The following is a 22,445-nucleotide window of genomic DNA, read 5'->3' as shown; positions in this document are numbered from 1 at the left end:
CCGAAAGTACAAGGAGCTTGCATGACCGCCATCAACGCAGTCACCAGCCTGGCCGTGGACGGCAATATCGCCGTGCTGACCGTCGATTCGCCCCCTGTCAACGCGCTGTCCGCCGCCGTGCGCGCGGGCATCCTGCAGGGGATCGAGCGCTGCATCGCCGATCCGGCGGTGCAGGGCATCGTGCTGGCCTGTGCCGGCAAGACCTTCATTGCCGGCGCCGATATTACCGAGTTCGGCAAGCCGTTCGTGCCGCCCGGGCTGCCCGAGGTGCAGGCGGCCATCGAAAACAGCCCCAAGCCGGTAGTCGCCGCCATCCATGGCACCGCGCTCGGCGGCGGGCTGGAGGTCGCGCTGGTGTGCCATTACCGCATTGCCGCGCGCAGTGCGAAATGCGGCCTGCCCGAAGTCCACCTCGGGCTGTTGCCGGGCGCCGGCGGCACGCAGCGGCTGCCCCGGCTGGTCGGTGTGGAAAGGGCGCTGGAGATGGTCGCCTACGGCACCCATGTTCCGGCGCCCGAGGCAGCCGAGATGGGCCTGCTCGATGCGCTCGCCGACGATGCCACGCTGCGCGCGGACGCCATCGCCTTCGCGCGCCGGATCGTCGAAGAGAAGCGGCCGCTGCGCAAGGTGCGCGACCTTGAGGACAGGATTGCGCCCGCGCGCGGCCATGGCGAACTGTTCGCCGCCTTCCGCAAGGCCAACGCGCGCCGCTTCCGCGGCTTCGAGGCGCCCGAGGCCAATATCCGCTGCATCGAGGCGGCGGTCGAGCTGCCCTTTGACGAGGGCCTGCGGCGCGAGCGCGAGCTGTTCCAGGCGTTGATGGCGGGCACGCAGTCCGCTGCGCAGCGCTACGTCTTCTTTGCCTCGCGACAGGTCTGGAACGTGCCCGACATCGGCGCCGATGTGCAGCCGATCCCCGTGGCCAAAGTCGGCTTCGTGGGCGCAGGCACCATGGGCGGCGGCATCGCGATGAACTTCCTCAACGCCGGCATGCCGGTCACCATCGTCGAGACCACGCAGCAGGCGCTTGACCGCGGGCTGCGCACCATCCGCGCGAACTACGACAACACCATGAAGAAGGGGCGCCTGAGCGCCGCCGATGTCGAGGCGCGCATGGCGCTGCTGACGCCCACGCTGGACCTGCAGCACCTGGCCGAAGCCGACCTGGTGATCGAAGCCGTGTTCGAGAACATGGATGTCAAGAAGGAACTGTTCGGCCGGCTCGACCGGATCGTCAGGGCGGGCGCCATCCTGGCGACCAACACCTCGGCGCTGGATGTCGACGAGATCGCCGCGGCCACGTCGCGTCCAGAGGCCGTGATCGGGCTGCATTTCTTCTCGCCGGCCAATGTGATGAAGCTGCTGGAAGTGGTGCGCGGCGAGAAAACCGCAAAGCCCGTGGTGCGGACCTCGATGGAGCTGGCACGCAAGATCGGCAAGGTCGCGGCGCTGGTCGGCGTCTGTCCCGGCTTCGTCGGCAACCGGATGCTGGCGCAGCGGCAGCGCGAAGCGCAGAAGCTGGCGCTGGAGGGGGCGCTGCCCTGGGACATCGACCGTGTGCTGCATGACTTCGGCTTCCCGATGGGCCCGTTCGCGATGAGCGACCTGGCGGGACTGGACCTGGGCTGGGTGCGCGAGCGCTCGACCGGCTCGACGCTGCGCGAGATCCTTTGCGAGATGGACCGGCGCGGCCAGAAGACCGGCGCGGGCTACTACGACTACGACGCGCAGCGCAATGCGCGGCCGTCGCCGGTGGTGGAGCAGATGATCCGCGACTTTGCCGCGCGCCAGGGCCGCACCCGCCGCGCGGTATCCGACCAGGAAATCCTGGAGCGCTGCGTTCTGCCGATGATCAACGAGGGCGCAAAGATCCTGCAGGAGGGCAAGGCGCTGCGGGCGTCCGATATTGATGTGATCTGGAACAACGGTTATGGCTGGCCGGTGTACCGGGCCGGTCCGATGTTCTATGCCGACACTATCGGGCTCGACAAGGTAGTGCGGACGCTGCGGCAGTACGAGGAAATGCTTGGCGAGGAATTCCATCCCGCGCCGTTGCTGGCAGACCTGGCGGCGCGCGGCAAGCGGTTTGCCGATATGCAATAGCGATCCGGGATACGACCGGCCCGGACGGGCGCAGCCGTGCACGGCAGTGCACATGGCTGCACCCGACTTTGTTTCGTGAGGCGCGAAGTAACGTGGAGTGAGCTATCAATCTCTCCTAGAATGCACTGACACTGCGTACTTTGTCTCCTGTGCATCGCTTACAACTTTCGCCATCCCTATGCGTTCAGAAAACCAGCGCCTTGCCGGCCTGTTGCACGCCGAAGTCGAAAAAATTGCCGAGAGCTGGGCCACCGAATACCAGTCGTTGTCCGGCGGCCGGGGCTTCACCGGCAACCTTGCCAGCGAGCAGCGCTCCATCCTGCAAAGCCTGCAGGCCGCCTTGCGCGCCAACGGCGATGCGGGCGGCTTCGAGCAGGCGCCGTTCGCCGAACTGCGCGAGGTACTCGCCCACTTGTCGGCCTCGCGCGCCGCGCAAGGCGAGACCGCGGACGTGACCAGCGGCTTCGTGCTGTCACTCAAACGGCCCATTTTCGAGGCGCTGCAGCGTGACCGCAGCAACCCGGAAGCGCAGATCGACGTGATCTGGGCCGCGTCCGCCATCGTCGACCGCATGGCGCAGTGGACCATGTCTACCTACCAGCGCAGCCGCGAAGACATCATCCGTCGCCAGCAGCAGGAACTGCTCGAGCTGTCGACGCCGGTGATCAAGCTGTGGGAAGGGGTGCTGGCGGTACCGCTGATCGGTACGCTGGACAGCAGCCGCGCGCAACTGGTGCTGGAAACCCTGTTGCAGCGTATCGTCGAAACCGGCTCCGCACTGGCCATCATCGACATTACCGGCGTGCCGACGGTCGACACGCTGGTGGCCCAGCACCTGATGAAGACGGTGACCGCGATCCGCCTGATGGGCGCGGAGAGCATCATCAGCGGGATCCGGCCGCAGATCGCGCAGACCATCGTGCATCTGGGCATCGACCTGCAAGGCATCGTGACCAAGGCAACGCTGGCCGACGCGCTGGCCACCGCCATGCGGCTGACGGGGCACGCCGTGACCCGCCAGCCGGCCTGACCGGGAGGCAGACCATGGAGCGAATTCCGATCCTGCGGATGGGGTCCTACCTGCTGGTCACGATCCAGATCGACATGGAAGACCAGACCGCGCTGCGGCTGCAGGAAGACCTGGCGGCAAGCATCGAGCAGAACACCGCGCGCGGGGTGCTGATCGACGTCTCGGCGCTGGAAATGGTCGATTCGTTTATCGGCCGCATGCTCGTCGGCATTTCCGATATCGCACGCATCCTGGGCGCGGCCACGGTGGTAGTCGGCATCCGCCCGGCCGTGGCGATCACGCTGGTGGAACTCGGGCTGCCCCTGACCGGCGTCAGGACCGCGCTCAACGTCGAGCGCGGCATGGCGCTGCTGGACAAGGCGCAGCGGAGTGAGCTCAGGTGACGCAATCCGCGCTTGGCACCACTGGGACGATCCCGCTGCGCGACGAGCGCGATGTCGTGCAGGCCCGCTCGGTCGTGCGTGCGCTGACCGCCCAGCTGCAGTTTTCACTGGTCGAGCAGACTAAGATGATTACGGCGGCCAGCGAACTGGCCCGCAATGCGGTGGTGCACGGGCATGGCGGCGAAATGCGCTGGGAATTCATCGACGAAGGCGTACGCCGGGGCTTGCGGCTGCATTTCGAGGACAAGGGCCCTGGCATCCCCGACGTTTCCCTGGCGCTGACCGATGGCTGGACCACCGGCAATGGCCTCGGCATGGGCCTGTCCGGGAGCCGCCGGCTGGTCAACGATTTCTCCATCCGTACCCAAGTCGGGGAGGGAACCTGTGTCAGTGTCACTCGGTGGAAGTAGCGGACAGGGTCCCGCCGTCGTGCTTCCCATGGATGACGCCAGCCGGGTCGGCGAAGCCCGCCGGCTCGCGGCCGACCTGTGCGCGCGGCTGGCTTTCGACAGCGTGCTGGCGGGCCGCATCGCCGTGGTCGCGAACGAGCTTTGCAGCAACCTGGTACGCCATGCGGTGGGCGGCCGGATGTACATTGGCGCCCGCGCCGTGGGCGACGGCATGCTGATCGAGCTGATCTCGCTGGATAACGGGCCCGGCATGCACGACCTGCAGGCATGCATGCGCGATGGCTATTCCAGCGCGGGCAGCGCCGGGGAGGGGCTGGGCGCCGTGCAGCGCATGGCCGACGACTTCGATATCGTCAGCCGCCTTGGCCAGGGCAGCGTCATCCTGGCGCGGTTCTATCGCGAACGGGAGCCGGGTGGCCGCCCGGTACGGGCGGCGCCGTTGCGCGGCTGCCTGGTCGGGGCGGTATGCCTGGCCGCACCCGGCGAGCAGGTCAGCGGCGACGGCTGGGGCGTGGCGCAGCACGAGAACGGCGCCGACGTGGTACTGGCCGACGGCCTCGGGCATGGCCCGCTGGCCGCCGACGCAGCCAGGGCCGCGCTGGCGGCGTTTGCGGAGAAGCCCTGCGGCAGCCCGTCCCAGGTCCTCGAACGCGCTCACGCGGCACTGCGCAGCACCCGTGGCGCGGCCGTCAGCGCGGCGCGGCTGGACCTGCGCGGCAACCAGATCCATTTCGCCGGGGCCGGCAATGTGATGGGCCGCGTTATCTCGGGCACCGCGGACCGCACGCTGCTGCCGCAGCACGGCACCGCGGGGATCCAGGTACATGCCATCCAGGAACAGGTGATGGAATGGCCGGCCCATGCGCTGGTGATCCTGTTCTCGGATGGCGTGCAGTCGCGCTGGCGCCTGGAGGATGCCAGCCTGTTGCGGCACGATCCCACGCTGATCGCGGCGTTTATCGTGTGGAAGTTCGGCCGGGGCCGGGATGACGCCACCGTGCTGGTGATCCGCCGCGCCGAGGGTTGAGCATGGCCAGCCACGACGACTCCCGCTTGCCGCCGGACACCCCGCTGAGCCCGGACGAACTGCGCGAGGCCCTGGACACCAAGATCCGCGAATGCGACGGCCTGCGCGCGGAACTTGAGGAGACCAACCGCGGCGTGGTGGCGCTGTACGCGGAACTGGACATCCAGGCGGAACAGCTGCGCCAGGCAACCGAGTTGAAGAGCCGCTTCCTCACGTACATGAGCCATGAATTCCGCACTCCCATCGTCGCGATCCAGAGCATCACCCGCCTGCTGATCGATCGCGTGGACGGTCCGCTCACCACCGAGCAGGAACGGCAGGTGATGTTCGTGCGCGAGACCGCCGCGGAGTTTGCCGACATGGTCAACGACCTGCTCGACCTGGCCAGGCTCGAAGCGGGCAGGGTGGATGTGTCGCCGGCGTGGTTCGACATGGTCGCGCTGTTCGATACGCTGCGCGGCATGTTCAAGCCGGTGCTGACCAATCCAGAGGTGGCGCTGATCTTTGAAGAACCGCACGAGGTGCCGAGCCTCTACAGCGACGACCGCAAGCTGTCGCAGATCCTGCGCAACTTCATCTCCAACGCGCTCAAGTTCACGCCGCGCGGCGAAGTCCGTGTTTCCGCGAAGCTGGTGGGCGAGCACGAGGTCATGTTCTCGGTCAAGGACACTGGCATTGGCATTCCCGCGGCAATGCATGGCGCGGTGTTCCAGGATTTCGTGCAGATCGATTCGCCGCTGCAGCGCCGCCTGCGCGGCTCAGGGCTTGGCCTTGCGCTCAGCAAGCGGCTGGCCGAGGTGCTGGGCGGGCGGGTCGGTTTCGAAAGCGAAGTCGATGTGGGCTCGCGCTTTTACGTCACGCTGCCGCTCACCTATCCCGCAGCGCCGGCGGCGGCGGGCGCGGCAAAGGCATGATCATGGACCCGCAATCCACGCAGCAGGCGGCACCGTCCGCGTCATCTCCGCTCGTACTGGTCGTCGACGACAACCCAATCACCCGCTATTCGACCGTGCGCGTGCTCAAGAGCGCCGGGTTCCGCACGACCGAGGCCGATTGCGGGCTGGACGCCTTGCGCCTGGCAAGGGCACCGGGCATTTCCGTGATGGTGCTCGACGTCAACCTGCCTGATATCGACGGGATCCAGGTGTGCGAACGGCTGCGTGCCGACCCGGATACCGCGACGCTGCCGGTGATCCACCTGTCGGCCACCTACGTGCAGGATTACGACAAGGCGCGCGGGCTGAATGCCGGTGCCACGGCCTACCTGATCCATCCCGCCGAACCGGAAGTGCTGATTGCCACGGCCTCGGCGCTGGCGCGTGCCGCCGCGGCCGAGCGCTCATTGCGCGAGAGCGAGGCACGCCTGCGCGCGATCTACCAGCAGGCCACCAGCGGCATCTGCGTTCTCGATGCCCGCGGCCAGCTGATTGACGTCAATCCCGCCATGCTGACACTGCTGCGCCGGCCGGCCTCGGATCTGCTCGGGCAGTCCGTCACCGCGCTGGCGCCCGGCGATTTTGCCGAGCGCGCCGCCGAAGCCACCGTGCCAGCGGACGAGGGATGGCAGGGATCGTTCCCGCTGCTCGACGCGGCGGGAGAGCCGGTCCACCTCGACTGGAGAATTTCCCCTAGCACGCCATCGGGCGACCGGGTCGCGGTCGTGACGGACGCTACCGAGCGGCTCAACCTTGAGCGCCAGCAGGAACAGCTGATCGAACGCGAGCAGGCGGCACGTGCCGGCGTTGAACGCGTGAACCGCATGAAGGACGAGTTCATCGCCATCCTGTCGCACGAGCTTCGCAACCCGCTCAATGTGATCTCGGTCTGGACCCATGTGCTGGGGCGCCATGTCAGCACCGACGAAGGGCGCCGCGGGCTGGCCGCGGTCGAACGCAATGTCGCCATCCAGCAGCGGCTGGTGGCTGACCTGGTCGACGTGTCGCTGCTCAATGTCGGCAAGATGAAGCTCGAGCGCGAGATGGCCAACCCAGCCACAGTCATTCGCGCCGCACTCGACAGCATGCAACTGATGGCCAGCGAGAAGCGGCTGTCGCTTCAGGGGGAAATCGCCCCGGACCTGGCGCAGGCTGCGTGGCTCGATCCGGCGCGCTTCCAGCAGATCCTGTGGAACCTCATCTCCAACGCGATCAAGTTCTCGCCCGAAGGCGCCACCGTCCGCGTGATCGCGAAGTCCGATACGGAGACCCTGAGCGTGTCCGTGGTCGACGCGGGCCGTGGCATCGATCCGGAATTCCTGCCGTTCCTGTTCGACCGCTTTACCCAGAGCGAAGGTGCCAACCGTCGCGCCCAGGGCGGGCTGGGCCTCGGCCTGGCGATCGTCAAGCGCCTTGCCGAAATGCATGGCGGCGTCGTGCAGGCCTACAGCCAGGGTTTGGGCCATGGCGCCACCTTCGAGATCGCCATCCCGCTGCTGACCCCGAGCGCCGAGCCGGAGGAGGCAGATTCTGCCGGCGGTACCGACCACGGCGCACCCGGCACCGCGACGCGGCTGGACGGACTCGATATCGTGCTGGTGGAAGACGACAGCGATGCGGCCGCCGCCCTGAGCGCCATCCTGGCCGGCTTTGGCGCCCATGTCCGCAGCGCCCGCGACAGCGACGACGCACTGGCGCAGATGGCGAACGCCACGCCGGACCTGATCATCAGCGACATCGGCCTGCCGGGCCGCGACGGCAATGAACTGGTCCGCGAAGTGCGCGCGCAGGAGGTGGTCGGGTCCCGCGCGCGCGTGCCGGCCATCGCCCTGACCGCCTTCACGCGCCAACAGGACCGGCGCCTGGCGATGGAAAGCGGCTTCGATGCGGTGTGCGCGAAGCCGCTGCGCCTGCAGGAACTGATGAGCGCGATCGAGATGGCGCTGCCGGGCGGAAAGTACGGCTAGGCCACGGCCGCAAGCACGCCGCTGATTGTCATTCGAGGCGGATACTCGACGCGCTGTTCTCCGGCATTGCCTAGGCCAATGCCCCGTCGGAATAGACGTCGAACTTGCGCGCCGGATCCGCTGATACGCCGCTGCGGTCCAGGCCCGAAATGTACTGCGCATTGGCGGCCGGAGCCTCGGTGCTGGCGCCTTCGGCAAACACATCGAAGCGGCCGGCGCGTGCGCCGTCGCTGAACACATCGTGCATGCCGACCCGGAACGAATAGCCGTACTTGTCGCCGGCATGCCCGCTGTCGCGCGGCGCTGCGGCATGGGCGACGCTGGCGGTGCAGGCCACTGCGATCGCGGCGGTGGCAAGGAACGTGTGAGCGAACTGTCGAATCATGGCGGTACTCCGATAAACGGTAAGGAGAAGCAGAAAAACGGTCAGAGAAAGCGGGCAGAACGCTGCAGCGTCCGCTTGCTTTTACGCAGGAGCCATGCCACCGGATGCAGTGGCAGGAAAATGCCGCCGGCGTCCCGCCACGCGTGCAAATGCCGCTCGTCCATCGGCAAGAGTGTTGGGCGCGGCCCGACTTGCGGCGCATGCGCCGCCCTTGCCAACCAACAACCGACATCGCGGGGAGCCTCCTGCCCCTCGCCTCGCCTCAGCGTTTACCCGGTGCCGATTTCTGGCCCGTGTAAGAAGCAGGTAAGGGGCGGCCATTAACTTATGCAGCACGGACTCGCGGCGTCCCGCCACGGGTGAACCGGGCAAGACCACGCATAGATGGCAGGAGACAGGAATGCATGAAGATCTGGTCAGGCGACTGAAGGCCAATCCCAATTACTTGCGGCTTGTGCGCAGGCGTTCGCGCCTCGGCTGGCTGCTGACCGCGGCGACGCTGGTGATCTACTACGGCTACGTGCTGCTGATCGCCTTCGACAAGGAACTGCTTGCCAGGAAGATGGGCGAGGGCGTGATGACGTGGGGCATGCCGATCGGGCTGTTCGTGATCGTCTTCACGGTGGTCATCACCGGGCTGTATGTGCAGCATGCCAACCGCACCTACGACGAGCTGACCGAACGTATCAAGCGGGAGGTCGCATGAACGCCCGTCACGCAATCTTCGGCGCCGCGGCGCTGCTGCTGTCGGCGGGCGTGTTCGCCGCCGGCGGCGACATGGGGCAGGCCGTGCGCCAGCCGACCAACTGGACCGCCATCGGCATGTTCGTGGTGTTCGTCCTCGGCACGCTCTACATCACCAAGTGGGCGGCCTCCAAGACCAAGTCCGCCGCGGCGTTCTACACCGGCGGCGGTGGCATCACCGGCTTCCAGAACGGCCTGGCGATCGCCGGCGACTTCATGTCTGCGGCGTCGTTCCTTGGCATATCCGCCGCGGTGTATGCCAACGGCTATGACGGGCTGATCTATTCGATCGGCTTCCTGGTGGGCTGGCCCGTCATCACGTTCCTGATGGCGGAGCGGCTGCGCAACCTGGGCCGCTTCACCTTTGCCGACGTCGCCGCGTACCGCTTCAAGCAAGCGCCGGTGCGAGCGTTCGCGGCGTCGGGCACGCTGGTGGTGGTGGCGTTCTACCTGATCGCGCAGATGGTCGGCGCGGGGCAGCTGATCAAGCTGCTGTTCGGGCTGGAATACTGGGTCGCGGTGGTCATCGTCGGCGCGCTGATGATGGTGTACGTGCTGTTCGGCGGCATGACCGCGACCACCTGGGTGCAGATCATCAAGGCTTGCCTGCTGCTTGGCGGCGCCTCGTTCATGGCGTTCATGGTGCTGGCGCAGTATCAGTTCAGCCCCGAGGCGCTGTTCGCCAAGGCGGTGGAGGTCCATGCCAAGCAGGACTCGATCATGAGCCCGGGCAACTTCATCAAGGATCCCGTCTCCGCGATCTCGTTCGGCATTGCGCTGATGTTCGGCACCGCCGGCCTGCCGCACGTGCTGATGCGCTTCTTTACCGTGCCCAATGCCAAGGAGGCGCGCAAGTCGGTGTTCTGGGCGACCACGTGGATCGGGTACTTCTACATCCTGACCTTTATCATCGGCTTCGGCGCGATCGTGCTGGTGGGTACCAACGCCAGCTTCCAGGACGGCAGCGGCAAGCTGCTGGGCGGCATCAACATGGCGGCGGTGCACCTGGCCAGCGCGGTGGGCGGCAACGTGTTCCTCGGCTTCATCTCCGCCGTGGCCTTTGCCACCATCCTCGCGGTGGTCGCGGGCCTGACGCTTGCCGGTGCCTCGGCCGTCTCGCACGATCTCTATGCCACGGTCTTCAAGAAGGGTCAGGCAACGAGTTCGGTGGAACTGCGCGTCTCGCGCATCACCACGATCATCCTTGGCCTGGTCGCGGTGGTGCTCGGCATCGTGTTCGAGAAGCAGAACATCGCCTTCATGGTGTCGCTGGCGTTTGCCGTGGCGGCGTCGGCCAACTTCCCGGTGCTGTTCATGTCGGTGCTGTGGAAGGGCTGCACCACCCGCGGCGCCACGGTCGGCGGCTTTATCGGGCTGTTGTCGGCGGTGGTGCTGACCATCCTGTCGCAGGCGGTGTGGGTGGACGTGTTCCACTTCAGCAGCGCGCCGTTCCCCTACACGTCGCCGGCGCTGTTCTCGATGACTGCCGGCTTCCTGGGGATCTGGTTCTTCTCGGTGACAGACAAGTCGACGCGGGCCCGCGTGGACAAGGCTGGCTTCGAGGCGCAGGAACTGCGTTCCGAGACCGGCATCGGCGCGGTGGAGGGAGCCAGCCACTGAAGCAGGCAGTACCGTTCCGGTAAATGTGAAGTCAACGTGGCGCCCGGGCATTCGACTCCAGTCGGATGCCCGGGCGCCACGCATTTGGGCTCCTGCGCGGAGCGTTGTCAAATTCTATTGAACATTTTGTCAATGTCGATTGGGATTGTATAGGCTATTTATCCAAGCAAGAATGATGGGCTGACCGCGCCACACCTCAGCGCCACACCGCAGCCACGCCTGCCATGCGTGCCGCCAGCCCGGCATGGGCTACGATTTCCCAAAGACGGCTCGTACCTCGAAACAGCCCAAGGAGACAAGACTTGCAGACGCCCGAATCATCCCAAGGCATCGACTTCCCGCTTGAGGGGGTGCGCGTACTCGATCTGTCGCGTGTGTTTGCCGGCCCGCTGTGCGGGCAGGTCCTGGCCGATTTCGGCGCAGAAGTCGTCAAGGTGGAGCACCCCGGACGCGGCGACGATACGCGCGACTGGGGCATGCGCATCGGCAAGACCGAGACCACGTACTTCAACAGCATGAACCGCAACAAGCGGTCGATCACGCTGGACCTGCAGAGCAGGGAAGGCGTGCAGATCGTCTACGACCTGCTGCCGCAGTTCGACGTGGTCATCCACAATTTCAAGACCGGCGGCGCCGAGAAGCTGGGCCTGGGCTACGAACAGCTCAAGGCCATCAAGCCCGAACTGATCTACTGCGCGGTATCCGGCTACAACAGCAGCGGCCCCGAGGCCAAGCGCCCTGGCTATGACCTGGTGATCCAGGGCGAGGCCGGGCTGATGGCGCTCAATGGCGAAGCCGACACGCCGCCGCTGAAGTTTGGCGTGGCCGTGGTGGACCTGATGACCGGCATGTACGCCGCGCAGGCCGTGCTGGCGGCACTGTTCCGCCGCGAGCGCAAGGGCAAGGGCCAGCTGATCGAAATGGCGCTGTACGACTGCGGCCTGATGGTGACCGGCTACTACGGCCTGGACGCCATGCTGCTGGGGCGCGATCCGGCCCGCTACGGCAATGCCCATCCGTCGATCGTGCCCTACGGCATGTTCGAGGCCGCCGATGGCCCGCTGATCATCGCGGTGGGCAACAACAGCCAGTTCGACAAGTTCTGCCGCCAGGTGATCGAGCGCCCGGACATCGTCGAGGATCCGCGCTACGCCACCAATGTCGAGCGCGCCAGAAACCGCGAGACGCTGACCCCGCTGATCACGGGCCTGATCCGCAGCTTTGCGCGCGACCTGCTGCTCGAGCGCATGAGCGCCTGCGGCATTCCGTGCGGCAAGGTGGCAGGGCTGCACGAGGCACTGACCAGCGAACGCACCCGCCAGGGCGGCCTGCTGCGCGAGATGCCGCATCCGGTCGCAGGCACCACCCATGTGTTCGCGCCGCCTTACCGGCTCGATGGCCAGCGCCTGCCGATCCGCAGCGCGCCGCCCACGCTGGGCGAAGGCACGCGGGCCGTGCTGCAAAACCTGCTGCAGCTGAGCGACGAGCAGTTGCAGGCGCTGCAGGCCAGCGGCGTGCTGACGCTGCCGGACGCGTCCGCCTGAGCATTCGCGCCGCGCGTGGTGCCCATGGCAGGCCCATGGCGCACGCGCAGCGCGCCCGGCAAGGGGGCTGGATTGCCTTGCGCTGATTCAACTGGAACAAGAAAGTGCGTATTCGAGACATTACCCGTATGGTTCACTCCCGCCGCCGCGCGATCCTGGCGCTGGCCGCCGCACCGCTGCTGGTCAGCGGCGCCTTCGCCCAATCGTGGCCAGCCAAGCCCATCAAGCTGGTCGTGCCATTCCCGCCGGGCGGGCCCACGGATACCGCATCGCGCATCGTCGGCCAGAAGCTGGGCGAAGCCCTCAAGCAGCCGGTGGTGGTGGAAAACCGCGCCGGTGCGTCGGGCTCCATCGCCGCGGCCCAGGTCGCCAAGAGCGCGCCGGATGGCTACACGCTGATGATGCTGGCCACGCCGACGCTGCTGGCACCGTTCCTGTACAAGAAGGCGGGATACGACACCACCAAGGATTTCACGCCGGTGGCGACGGTCTATGACCTGCCGATCGTGGTGGTGGTCAACCCGACGCTGCTGCCCAACGTGACCGACCTGTCCAAGCTGATCGCGCAGGCCAAGGCGCAGCCGGGCAAGCTCAACTACACCAGCTCCGGCGCCGGCAGCTTCGGCCATCTGAGCATGGAACTGCTCAAGCAGATGGGCGGCTTCGAGATGCAGCACGTGCCCTACAAGGGCGGGGTGCCGGCGATCAGCGACACCATCGGCGGCCAGGTGCCCATCATGTACGCCGACCTGGTCGCGGCGCTGCCGCACATCCAGGCCGGCAAGCTGCGCGCCATCGCCGTCGGCTCGCCGCAGCGCGTGGCCATGCTGCCCGACGTCAAGACCATTGCCGAGCAGGGCTTCAAGGGCTATGACGCGGTGTCGTGGGGCGGGCTGCTGGCGCCGCCGGGCACGCCCAAGGACGTGGTCGACCGCATCTCCGGCGAAGTCGGCAAGATCCTGGCTGACAAGGACGTGCAGGACAAGCTGCTGAAGGCGGGCGCCATCGCCGGCTACCAGGCACCGGCACAGATGGGCCAGCGCATCCGCTCGGACTATGCCAAGTGGGGCAAGGTCATCCGCGACAAGGGCATCGCGGTCGAATAACGCGTTTCGCCCGCAACGGGTTGCCGCGAGAGAACGACAGCGCGCTTTCCCGCCCGCAAGCCTCGCGTCATGTGCGCTGACGCAGGCTTGCGAAAACCAGCACTTGTATGACGCGCCAACTAGCGACTAGCTTGGAAGCCTTGGACCGATTCACGATGGGGCATCATGATGAAAAGGATCCTGTGGCGCCTGCCCTCGCTGGTTGCCGCGGCTGTTGCCGCGTGCCTTTTCGCCGTCGGCGGCGCATGGGCCTCCGACATCGCATGCAGGTCGCCTGCGGGCGAATCCACGGTCCGCTGCAATAATCCGGATGGTTCCGGCGTGCGATGCTCGCTGGCGACCGACGAGCCCAGGCCGCGCCAGCGGCAGGCCCTGATCTGCGATTCCTCCAGGCTGTCCGACCGTTACGAGCGCATCTACGCCGAGCAGCAACGGATGTTGCGCAAGGGCAGGATCGACAATGCCGACATCACGGCGTGGCGTGCGCGGCGCGATGCCTGCGAGTCGGCACGCTGCCTGGAAAGCCTGTTCGCCCGGTTCTGGCGGGAACGGGACTCGATGAAAAGTGCGTCGGAACGGCCTGTATCGACGCCGCCCACGGCCAAAGTCACGATAAAGCCGATAGTCCCGGCAACTCCGGCAACCCTGCCCCTCCAGGAGCCGGCAGCCACGCCAGCGCCGGCCCCGGCACTGGTGGCCCCGGCACTGGTGGCCCCTCCACTGGTGGCCCCTGCACTGGTCGGCGTACCCGACGACCCGCCGGCGCAGCCTGCTCCGGACGCATTGCCGGTGGCAGCGTTGCTTGCCACGCAAGCGGCTCAGGAACCGGAGGTGCCCGCACGGCCGCCGGTTGCCGCCGCCGCGCCACCGCGGCCAGACTCTGGGATGGCGTCGCTTCCGTTCATCGAGAGCTTCAATACCACCCCCGCCCGGGCCTACCCGGCCGCGCTGACCGCGGAGAGCGTATTTTCCGGGCTGGCCGTGCTCGGGATGGGTGCCGGTTTCCTGTGGACGCGGCGAACGGCGGGTGCAGGGCAGGGACGGCCTCGCGCCGTCTCCGCGGCCATCGCGATCCTTTTCTTCGGCTTGCTGTTGGTGAATGCGCTGTTGTTGCCGTTTACGCTGGCCTTGTAGCAGCAATGGGTGAATGGACGTGGCTCATTGCCGGTGGCGCTCGAGGAACGCCGCGATCACCGGGTTGACCGTCTCCGGATGCGTCAACGGGCCCATATGCCCGAGCTGCGCGAACTCCACCACTTCCACCCGCGGCAGTGCCGCCGTCAGCAGCCGCGCCACGCCATGCGCCGACGGCGTCGAGCGCTTGCCGGCCAGGTAGAGCACCGGTACGTCGAGTGAGCGGAATGCCTGCAGCGGCGTGGGCTCCGTGAACAGCGCATGCGCCCACCGGCGGACATTCTTCACCGACGCGGCAATCGGTGGCTTGCGTTGTGCGGGTGTCTGCCGCCACGCTCCCGCTCCCATCCAGTAGTCGATAAAGTGCCCGGCAGCGGCGTCTTCGTTGCCGGCGTCGAGCGCGGCGGCCGCGGCGGCGACGGTATGGCGAATGCCATCGGCGTCATTCGGCGCGGGCTGTTGCGCATCGAGCAGCGAGAACAGCGTGGGCTCGTACAGCACGACGGCGCGCACGCGGCCGGGTTGCGCCAGCGCGGCGACCAGTGCCACCGCGGCGCCATACGAATGCCCCACCAGAGCCAGCGACGTGCCAGCCTTGCCAAGCACCGGCTCGATCAGCGTCACCTCGTCGCGCAGCGAAATGACCCGGTCCGACGGCCAGTGCGGACCCTGGCCCGAGTCATAGGAATCGGGCGCCAGGACGTGGAACCTCGGTGCGAGGTGTTCCATCAGCGCACGCCATTGTCCTGAGGTGCCGGCATTGGCATGGATGCAGACGACGCCGGGTCCGGTCCCCGCCTCACGGAAGAAGGGCTGATAGGGCACAGGCAGCGATGCCGAGTGAAATGAACGCATGGCAGTCTCCTCAGGTGGGTTGGACCTGCCCGGCAACGACGGGCAGCGGGCGTGCCTCGCGGATCGGCAGGTGCAGCATCGCGGCAAGCAGGCAAAGCGCGATGTCGGCCTGCCACATCCAGTCGTAGCTGCCGGTCATCTCGAACGCCTTGCCACCAAGCCAGGCGCCGAGAAATCCGCCAAGCTGGTGCGACAGCATGACGACGCCGAATAGCGTGGCCAGATAGCGGGCCCCGCGCAGCCTGGCGACCAGGCCGATGGTCGGCGGAACGGTCGACAGGTAGGTGAAACCGAGCCCGGCAGCAAACAGGGCGAAGCTCACCGGCGTCTTCGGCGCCATGAAGAACGCCATGATCAGCAAGGCCCGCGCGAAGTAAAGGACGGCCAGCGCATATTTCATCGACGCGGCCTGGATAACCTTGCCGATGAACAGGCTCCCCAGGATGTTGCACAGGCCGATCAGCGACAGCGACCACGCGCTGACCGTGGCGGGCATTCCACAAAGCGCGACCACGCCGGGCAGGTGCGTCGAAATGAAGGCAATGTGGAAGCCACAGGCGAAGAAGCCTGCGCTGAGAAGTAGAAAGCTGGGATCGCGCAATGCGCCGCGTAATGCTTCTCCCACCCTGGCCTCGCCAACCTTGGCCCCGCACTCCGTACTGTCGCCCGCGGCGCTGGCGTGGGCGTTGGCATGCGCCGGCGCCGCGCGGGTGATGACCCGGATTGCCGGGATCGCGGCCAGTCCTGCGGCGCCCAGCAGCACCAGGGCCGGCTGCCAGCCCGCGGTGCCGATCAGCAACTGGGTCAGGGGCAGGATCGTGAACTGGCCGACCGAGCCGCCCGCGTTGACAATGCCGCTCGCCATGGCGCGGTGTACCTCGGGGATCAGCCGGTTCGCTGCCGACATCAGCATGGCCGGCCCGATCGCCCCGGAGCCGGCAGCGGCGGCCACCCCGATTAGCAGCATCAGTGCAATGGCATTGTCCGCGGCCGGCGTGGCCGCGACCGCGGCCGCAAACAGCGTGGCACCGGCGATCATCACCGGCCGCGGTCCCCAGCGGTCGGCGATCGCGCCCGCGACCGGCTGCGCCACGCCCCACATCAGCTGCGAGACACCAAAGGCCAGGCTGACGGTGGCATAGCCGACGCCGGTATGAGAGTTGAGTAAGCTGATGAAGAGCGGCAGCGACTGGCGCAGGCCCAGCCCCAGCGCGAAGACCGCTCCGGCCGCGAGGGCGATGGTCAGATGACTGCGGCTGCGCACATGCACGGTGGTGTCCATGGTCCTGTCTCCTTTCCTGTCTGTTCCAGGTCGTTCCGGTCCCGATCTTTTGCCGCGCGCGTGGAAGGGCGCGTGGTAGCCGGCGTGGAAATTGCCGTGGAATCTCACCGGCCGCCCGATCCCGGCATCCCGCCTGTGCAGATCCGGATGCTTGGGCCGCTTCGTGTCCATCAGCAGGGCATTGCGCTTTCGCTGCCGGCGTCGAGGAAAGTCCGCGCACTGCTCGCATACCTGGCACTTGCGCCACGGCCTGTATTGCGCAGCCAGCTGTGCGAACTGCTGTGGGAGGTGCCCAACGATCCACGCGGCGAATTACGCTGGTGCCTCAGCCGGATCCGCAAGCTCGTCGATTCCGATGCACGGCAGCGGCTGCGCACCAGAGGGGACACGATCTGGCTGGACCTGACAGACGGGTTTGTCGACGCGCTGGCGGTCTCGCAGGCGATGGAAGCAGGCGTCACGACACTGGCAGCGGAGCGGCAGCGCGACCTGGCGGTGCTGTTCGAAGGAGATTTCCTGGAAGGCCTCGAGCTTGGGCGCTGCCCGGCATTCAGCACATGGCTCACCGCGCAACGGCGGCGCCTCCGGGCCTGCCACGTCGCACTGCTTGAGCAGCTCGCGCAGGGCGCTGCCGGCGAAGAAACGTTCGGCTACCTGGACAAGTGGCGCGAACTGGCGCCATTCGACCAGCATGTGCACGCAACCATCCTTGCCGCGCTTGCACGCCAGGGCCGCCTTCGCGAAGGGGAAGAGCATGTCGCCGCAACCACCAGGCTGTTCGAGGCCGAAGGGCTGGACAGCCGGCCGATCCGCAATGCCTGGCGCTCGGCCATGGCCGCGTCGGTGGCTGGGGCGGCCAGCCGCACCGCGGTCGTCGAGGTAGCCGGGGTCGCCAGCGTCGCTGCCGCCACCGACGCCTCACCGGCAATTTCGCGGCACGGCTCCATCGCGGTGATGCCTTTCGTCGACCCTTCCACCGCCGCGCTGGCGCGCGGCGGCGCTGCCGATGCACTGGCGCACGACATCATCACGCGGCTTGCCAAGCTGCGCAGCCTGTTTGTCATTGCACAGGGAACCGTGTTTGCGCTGCATGAGCGCCACGTCGGCGCGGAAGAAGCGGGCCGGACACTGAATGTCGACTACGTCGTGGGCGGCACCGTCAACACGCGGGAAGGGCGCCTGACCGTGACTGTCGAACTGGCCGAGACCCGCAGCGCCCGGATCGTCTGGGCGGACACCTTCCACCACAAGCTGGACGATGCCTTCCTTGTGCTGGAAGAAGTCGGCAACCGCATCGTCGCCTCCATCGCCAGCGAAATCGAGACGCTGGAGCGCAACCGCGCCATCCTGAAGCCACCGGGCTCGCTCGATGCGTGGGAAGCCTACCACTGCGGCCTGTGGCACATGTACCGGTATCGCCGGGCCGACAACGAGATGGCCCGGCATTTCTTCCAGACGGCGCTGCGGATGGACCCCACCTTCTCGCGCGCCTACGCGGGCCTGTCCTTCACGCATTTCCAGGACGCATTCCAGAACTGGGAGAAGCGCGGACCGGAGATCGACAAGGCCTACGAAGCCGCGGTGCAGGGCATGATGGCGGATGACCGCGACCCCGCGGTGCACTGGGCGATGGGCCGGGCGCTGTGGCTGCGGGGCCGCCCCGAAGAGTCCGTCGGCGAGCTGGAGCAATCCATCGACCTGAGCCCCAACTTCGCGTTGGGGCACTACAACCTGTCGTTCGTCCGCTCGATCTCCGGCGACCCGCAGGCGGCTATCGATTCATCGGACCTGTCACGCCAGCTGAGCCCGTTCGACCCGATGCTGTTCGGCATGCTGGCGACGCGGGCGATGGCGCTGGTCCGGCTCGGGCAGTTCGAGGAAGCCGCCGGCTGGGCCGTCAAGGCTGCCGCGCGGCCCAATGTCTTTCCGCATATCCACGCCATCGCCGCCTGCACGCTGGCGCTGGCCGACTCGCTGGAGCAGGCGCGGTCCCAGGCCGCGGCGATCTACAAGGTCGCGCCGCACTATACGCTCGACGACTTCCTGCTGACGTTCCCGTTCGATGCCGACGGCGAAGCGCTGTTCCGGGAAGGAGCGCGGCGTATCGGGTTCCGCTGAATGCGCTGAGCCGGCGTTGCAACGGCGGCATTCAGCCTGCCAGTTCGCGGTGCAGCGCCAGGTACTCCTGCGACAGCTTGTGCCGCGGGTCAAGGTGGATCATCGGCATGGCGTGCTGGTGCGATTCCCTGATCTTCACCGAGGAAGACAGCCGCGACTCAAGTACCGGCAACCCCTCGGTGACCAGTTCTTCGACCAGCTTTGCCGGCAGGCTGGCACGCGGCTGGAACTGGTTGATGACGATGCCCTCGACCTCCAGCGCGTCGTTATGGTCTTGCTGGATTTCCTTCACGTTATCGAGCAGCGTATAGAGGGCGCGCCGGGAGAAATCGTCGCAGTCGAACGGGATCAGGCAGCGCTCCACCGCAATCAGCGCCGAACGGGTATAGAAATTCAGGGCCGGAGGGGTGTCGATGTAAATCGCATCGTAGGTTGCCTCCAGCTCGATCAGCGCATCGCGCAGCTTGTAGATCTTGTAGCGGGATTCAAGCTTGCCATGCAGCGCGTCGAGGTCGGCATGCGCTGGCATCACGTCGAGGTTCTCGAAAGGCGTCGGATGGATAAACGACGCCAGGTCCACCGGCTTGAAACTGTAGGCCAGGGACGCCTCGAAGAAGTTTGCCGCGCTCGGACTCGCCTCGCCGGCGCGCGCGCCCATCAGGTACTGGGTCGAATTGCCTTGGGCATCCAGGTCGACGACCAAAGTGCGCAAGCCTTCGCTGGCACTGATCGCCGCGAGATTGCATACGATTGTTGACTTGCCAACTCCGCCTTTCTGATTGAATACGACGCGCCGCATTTCTTCCCCTGCCAGGACCGTTTTGAAGGCGAAAGCATACCTTAGCGAGGGAGGGCGCGGCCATGGCAGAGGTGGCGATTGTGGCGATTCTCACAGCGCGATCTGCATCAGCATTCCGGCTTCGACCTGGTCGCGGCGCAGTGCCGGGGAGGCAAGGACCGCCGGAGCCAGTTCCGCGTAGCTGATGGGCATAAAGCCCATTCGCGCGAAGTAGCCGGACGCGTTGCTGGTTTGCAGCACGATCGACTCGACGCCCTCGCGGCGGACGTCTGCGACGATGGCGGAAATGAGGAGTTCGCCAAGGCCGGCTGACCGCGCGCGCTGTGCAACCGCAAGGCCTCTCAGAACGCCCGTGTTCGCATAGCGCTCCAACCCTGCGCAACCCAGCAGGCCGGCGTTATCCCGAATTACCATGTATTGGCCGATCCGGTCCTGAACCCCGGCCACGGATAATGATGAGGCGTGCAGGAGTGCTTTAATGTCCGGCCAGTCCGCCTCGGTAGCATAGTGAGGACGCATAGAGGAAACCCTCGCGTAGTTCGTCCTCTTATCCTACTTTCGAGGGGGCATGCTGCCTGTAGGGATTGATCCTTAGGTGGATTTGCCTATCCGTCGCCATATCAAGGCGTCACATCAGGTCACGACGCCAGACTGCAGGTCGCAGTTCTCTCGTGGAAATCGCTAGCGCCAGACCAGGGTTGTTTCCCCGAGCAAATGGCCGGGCAAGATATAGTCGCCATGCTCGATCGCAAGGGACTCGAGTTCGCACAGGACCGCCTCGGGCAGCGCAACCATGTCGAACCTGCAATAGAGGTATCGCTGTCTGAAGGTCAGCTTCTTTTCACGCAGCCCGCGTGTCAAGGCGTCGGCAGACTCGACGCAAATATGCTCGACTGTCCGGTACTGGACATCGACACCCAGCCGCTGGCCAAGCCGCCCGAGCTCGATCGCATCCTCCCACGCTGTCTCATAGTCCAGCTCGACGGTACCTTTCGCGCAGGCGTTGATGTACGCCACTGCGCTGGCCCGGCTGCGTGCAATGAAGGCGCTCATTGGCAAGTCTCCGCGATGGAGTCATCGCGGGTGACTATACCTACGAGGCGGGGCATGACGCAAGCGGCTGCGAGGTGCATGACTCGGCTATCCTAGCCGGACACCCTGGCTGGGGACGGCATGGATCCAGGCATCCCGGTGTCGGATTCATTGAAAGAGGAGGGCGCTGGCGATTATCAATACCATCAGCAGCATTCCCAGCCACACTGCCTCAAACGCGCTTGCGCGCCGCGCCGAACGACGGGCCTCGGAATCGGACTTGTGAAATTCGGCCAAGCCGCCAGAGTAGAGTTTCTCCCAACGCATTTCCATGTCAGCCCCCCCTTCGTCCATGACTGCATTCTTCAGCGCAAACCAGGACTTGGCAACGAGGAGAAGGGTTAAATGCGGTTAATCCTTTTGGCCGATTGCGCGAAAATCCATGGCAAGTATCCTGCGCGCGGGATGGTCCGGAGTCTTCAATCCACCCAGAGCAGCTGCACGTCATGAACCGCCTGGTCTCCGCTTCGAGGCGCCCTGGCGCGCTTGCGGAAAGCCTCGACTGCCTCGCGTATCCGTAGTGCTTCGCGTCGCGAAACCGCACCCGACCATATCATCTCGCCCCGGCAGAACATCTGTACCGAGTACTTTGGCGCATCCCATGCGTGCACGATCGGCTCATCGCCTTGTGCGGGTTCGGCGGGCACAAGCTTCTTTTTCAAGGGCGACTCGATCCTGTAGAAAATGGTCTCCGCCGGGACCACGCCACTGATATCCCGACCGTCATAGTGGCCGACCAGGGACACTTCTCGACCATTGACCGGCGCTACCACGAGTCCGTTGAGCAGAAGATAGGATTTGCAGTACAGCAGAAACCGGTTTCGCAATTGCCATACGAAACAAGCGATTGCCGCCGCCACCAGGGTGGCGGGAAAGAAGGTCGCTTCCATGTCTTCTCCCTTACCGCGCGCTATGTTTGCCGCTGTCCGGTAGTCTAGGTGATCCAAACAGGCAGGTAAGGTTCTGTGGCTTCGAGCCCACAAGTTCAGGTCTGGAAAACTGCCTGACGATGGCGTGGCCGGCAAGTCTTCGAAACACCGGGAAAGCTTGAGCAACAGTCATTCAAGCGCGCGTTGCTGAATGCCTGTGACGTGTCGCACGCCTTGTACTTTGGCGTGGATGAACTAAACCTCACGTATCCGAAAGTTTCTCCGCGCAATGGAGCCGAGCATGCATTTCGACAAGCTATTCGTCGCCTGCGCACTCGTCGCAGCCAGTGGCGTAGCGCTAGCCCAGCCAGAATCCAACGTGCATGTCGCGTCCGGCGTCGGGGCGGTGATGGCGACGGAGACGGAGACGGTCAAGACGACCTCGACCGTGGTCGCCATCGACAGTGCCACACGCACAGTCTCGTTAAGGAACAAGCAAGGCAAGGTTACCGACCTGCAGGTCGGCGACGACGTCCGGAACTTCGACCAGATCCGCATTGGCGACGTGGTGACCGTCGAGTACAAGCAAGCGCTGTCCGTGAGCATGACCCGGCAGACCGGCGTGCGCTCGGCTATCGAGCGGGAAACGATCGAACGCGCACCGCCCGGAGCCAAGCCTGGCGGCAGCATCGGCCGGGAGGTGACCGTGACTGCGGATGTCGTGAACGTCAACCACAAGGCCGGCATGGTGACGCTCAAGGGTCCAAAAGGGAAAACGGTGGACGTGCATGTCAGCGATCCCCAGCAGCTCAAGGCCATCCGGCGCGGCGACCAGGTGCAGGCGGTCTACACCGAAGCCTTTGCCGTATCGATGACGCCCAAAGCGAGCCGCTGATGGTGGCGTGACCAGGGTAATCAAGCCAACGCGGGGAATGTCCGGCTAGGCGCTATTTAACATAAGGTTTATTATGCGAAAAAATCTTGTCCAGGCAAAGTTAAAATGTCCGGGCGCCAGCAAAGCTAAAATGTCCGGTGAGCCTTC

At 65.9% G+C, this 22,445-nt stretch carries 22 protein-coding genes; 14 read left to right on the top strand and 8 right to left on the bottom strand.

The annotated features are described in order from the left end of the window. Positions 1-21: 21 nt before the first annotated feature. From J8I34_RS08940 to J8I34_RS08910, 7 genes are all read left to right on the top strand, one after another. Positions 22-2,103, top strand: a complete 2,082-nt coding sequence (locus J8I34_RS08940) for a 3-hydroxyacyl-CoA dehydrogenase NAD-binding domain-containing protein (RefSeq protein ID WP_209805845.1) — start codon at positions 22-24, stop codon at positions 2,101-2,103. A gap of 178 nt (positions 2,104-2,281) precedes the next feature. Beyond that, positions 2,282-3,133 (top strand): STAS domain-containing protein, encoded by an 852-nt coding sequence (locus tag J8I34_RS08935; protein WP_209768928.1) that lies wholly within the window; start codon positions 2,282-2,284, stop codon positions 3,131-3,133. 14 nt (positions 3,134-3,147) lie between these two features. Continuing rightward, positions 3,148-3,516: an STAS domain-containing protein gene (locus J8I34_RS08930; protein ID WP_029047495.1), complete on the top strand. Its 369-nt coding sequence runs from the start codon at positions 3,148-3,150 to the stop codon at positions 3,514-3,516. Next, entirely contained in the window at positions 3,513-3,926 is a 414-nt protein-coding gene (locus J8I34_RS08925) for an anti-sigma regulatory factor (protein WP_029047494.1), read from the top strand. Before J8I34_RS08930 ends, J8I34_RS08925 begins: the two co-directional genes overlap by 4 nt. Before the next feature lie 28 nt (positions 3,927-3,954). Beyond that, a complete protein-coding gene (locus tag J8I34_RS08920) occupies positions 3,955-4,953 on the top strand; it encodes an ATP-binding SpoIIE family protein phosphatase (RefSeq protein ID WP_035877700.1) in 999 nt (332 codons plus the stop codon). A 2-nt stretch (positions 4,954-4,955) separates the two neighbouring features. Further along, entirely contained in the window at positions 4,956-5,867 is a 912-nt protein-coding gene (locus J8I34_RS08915) for a sensor histidine kinase (protein WP_084402451.1), read from the top strand. Positions 5,868-5,869: 2 nt separating this feature from the next. Beyond that, on the top strand, positions 5,870-7,855 hold the full coding sequence (locus J8I34_RS08910) for a response regulator (RefSeq protein ID WP_245175848.1): 1,986 nt from the start codon (positions 5,870-5,872) through the stop codon (positions 7,853-7,855). 70 nt (positions 7,856-7,925) lie between these two features. On the opposite strand, the gene J8I34_RS08905 is transcribed toward J8I34_RS08910, so the two are convergent. Further along, positions 7,926-8,240, bottom strand: coding sequence for a hypothetical protein (locus J8I34_RS08905; RefSeq protein WP_029047490.1), 315 nt, complete (start codon positions 8,238-8,240; stop codon positions 7,926-7,928). 400 nt (positions 8,241-8,640) lie between these two features. On the opposite strand from J8I34_RS08905, the gene J8I34_RS08900 reads away from it, so the two are divergent. From J8I34_RS08900 to J8I34_RS08880, 5 genes are all read left to right on the top strand, one after another. Beyond that, positions 8,641-8,946, top strand: a complete 306-nt coding sequence (locus J8I34_RS08900) for a DUF485 domain-containing protein (protein ID WP_029047489.1) — start codon at positions 8,641-8,643, stop codon at positions 8,944-8,946. Continuing rightward, on the top strand, positions 8,943-10,604 hold the full coding sequence (locus J8I34_RS08895; RefSeq protein WP_029047488.1) for a cation acetate symporter: 1,662 nt from the start codon (positions 8,943-8,945) through the stop codon (positions 10,602-10,604). Before J8I34_RS08900 ends, J8I34_RS08895 begins: the two co-directional genes overlap by 4 nt. Before the next feature lie 302 nt (positions 10,605-10,906). After that, positions 10,907-12,148 carry a CaiB/BaiF CoA transferase family protein gene (locus J8I34_RS08890; protein ID WP_209805843.1) on the top strand — a complete coding sequence of 414 codons (1,242 nt, stop codon included), beginning with the start codon at positions 10,907-10,909 and terminating at the stop codon, positions 12,146-12,148. Between the two features lie 128 nt (positions 12,149-12,276). Then, positions 12,277-13,254: a Bug family tripartite tricarboxylate transporter substrate binding protein gene (locus tag J8I34_RS08885; protein WP_029047486.1), complete on the top strand. Its 978-nt coding sequence runs from the start codon at positions 12,277-12,279 to the stop codon at positions 13,252-13,254. A gap of 165 nt (positions 13,255-13,419) precedes the next feature. Further along, the gene (locus J8I34_RS08880; RefSeq protein ID WP_209805842.1) at positions 13,420-14,388 is read left to right on the top strand and encodes a GntR family transcriptional regulator; all 969 of its coding nucleotides are present in this window, start codon (positions 13,420-13,422) and stop codon (positions 14,386-14,388) included. A gap of 24 nt (positions 14,389-14,412) precedes the next feature. Here J8I34_RS08880 and J8I34_RS08875 read toward each other — a convergent pair whose 3' ends face one another. Then, complete coding sequence (locus J8I34_RS08875) at positions 14,413-15,243, bottom strand: alpha/beta fold hydrolase (RefSeq protein ID WP_209805841.1); 831 nt, start codon at positions 15,241-15,243, stop codon at positions 14,413-14,415. Between the two features lie 10 nt (positions 15,244-15,253). Beyond that, positions 15,254-16,525, bottom strand: coding sequence for an MFS transporter (locus J8I34_RS08870; protein ID WP_209768942.1), 1,272 nt, complete (start codon positions 16,523-16,525; stop codon positions 15,254-15,256). 96 nt (positions 16,526-16,621) lie between these two features. Here J8I34_RS08870 and J8I34_RS08865 point away from each other — a divergent pair, with 96 nt between their 5' ends. After that, complete coding sequence (locus J8I34_RS08865) at positions 16,622-18,643, top strand: BTAD domain-containing putative transcriptional regulator (RefSeq protein WP_348635693.1); 2,022 nt, start codon at positions 16,622-16,624, stop codon at positions 18,641-18,643. 31 nt (positions 18,644-18,674) lie between these two features. Here the strand turns inward: J8I34_RS08865 and J8I34_RS08860 are convergent, their stop codons facing one another. The 5 genes from J8I34_RS08860 to J8I34_RS08840 all read right to left on the bottom strand — a co-directional run bounded on the left by J8I34_RS08860 (position 18,675) and on the right by J8I34_RS08840 (position 21,424). Further along, positions 18,675-19,442: a ParA family protein gene (locus J8I34_RS08860; protein ID WP_029047481.1), complete on the bottom strand. Its 768-nt coding sequence runs from the start codon at positions 19,440-19,442 to the stop codon at positions 18,675-18,677. A 90-nt stretch (positions 19,443-19,532) separates the two neighbouring features. After that, a complete protein-coding gene (locus J8I34_RS08855; RefSeq protein ID WP_029047480.1) occupies positions 19,533-19,961 on the bottom strand; it encodes a GNAT family N-acetyltransferase in 429 nt (142 codons plus the stop codon). Between the two features lie 162 nt (positions 19,962-20,123). Next, positions 20,124-20,495, bottom strand: coding sequence for a PHA-granule associated protein 4 (locus tag J8I34_RS08850; protein WP_209768944.1), 372 nt, complete (start codon positions 20,493-20,495; stop codon positions 20,124-20,126). Between the two features lie 147 nt (positions 20,496-20,642). Next, a complete protein-coding gene (locus J8I34_RS08845; RefSeq protein ID WP_209768946.1) occupies positions 20,643-20,828 on the bottom strand; it encodes a hypothetical protein in 186 nt (61 codons plus the stop codon). 125 nt (positions 20,829-20,953) lie between these two features. Beyond that, positions 20,954-21,424 (bottom strand): hypothetical protein, encoded by a 471-nt coding sequence (locus J8I34_RS08840; protein ID WP_029047477.1) that lies wholly within the window; start codon positions 21,422-21,424, stop codon positions 20,954-20,956. A gap of 280 nt (positions 21,425-21,704) precedes the next feature. Here J8I34_RS08840 and J8I34_RS08835 point away from each other — a divergent pair, with 280 nt between their 5' ends. Beyond that, a complete protein-coding gene (locus J8I34_RS08835) occupies positions 21,705-22,298 on the top strand; it encodes a hypothetical protein (protein ID WP_209805840.1) in 594 nt (197 codons plus the stop codon). Positions 22,299-22,445 lie beyond the last annotated feature (147 nt).

Origin of the sequence: Cupriavidus phytohabitans (assembly GCF_017815025.1) — a bacterium.
GTDB lineage: Bacteria > Pseudomonadota > Gammaproteobacteria > Burkholderiales > Burkholderiaceae > Cupriavidus.
The sequence above is the reverse complement of the archived record's forward strand: the minus strand, read 5'-3'. Positions and strand labels throughout refer to the sequence as shown.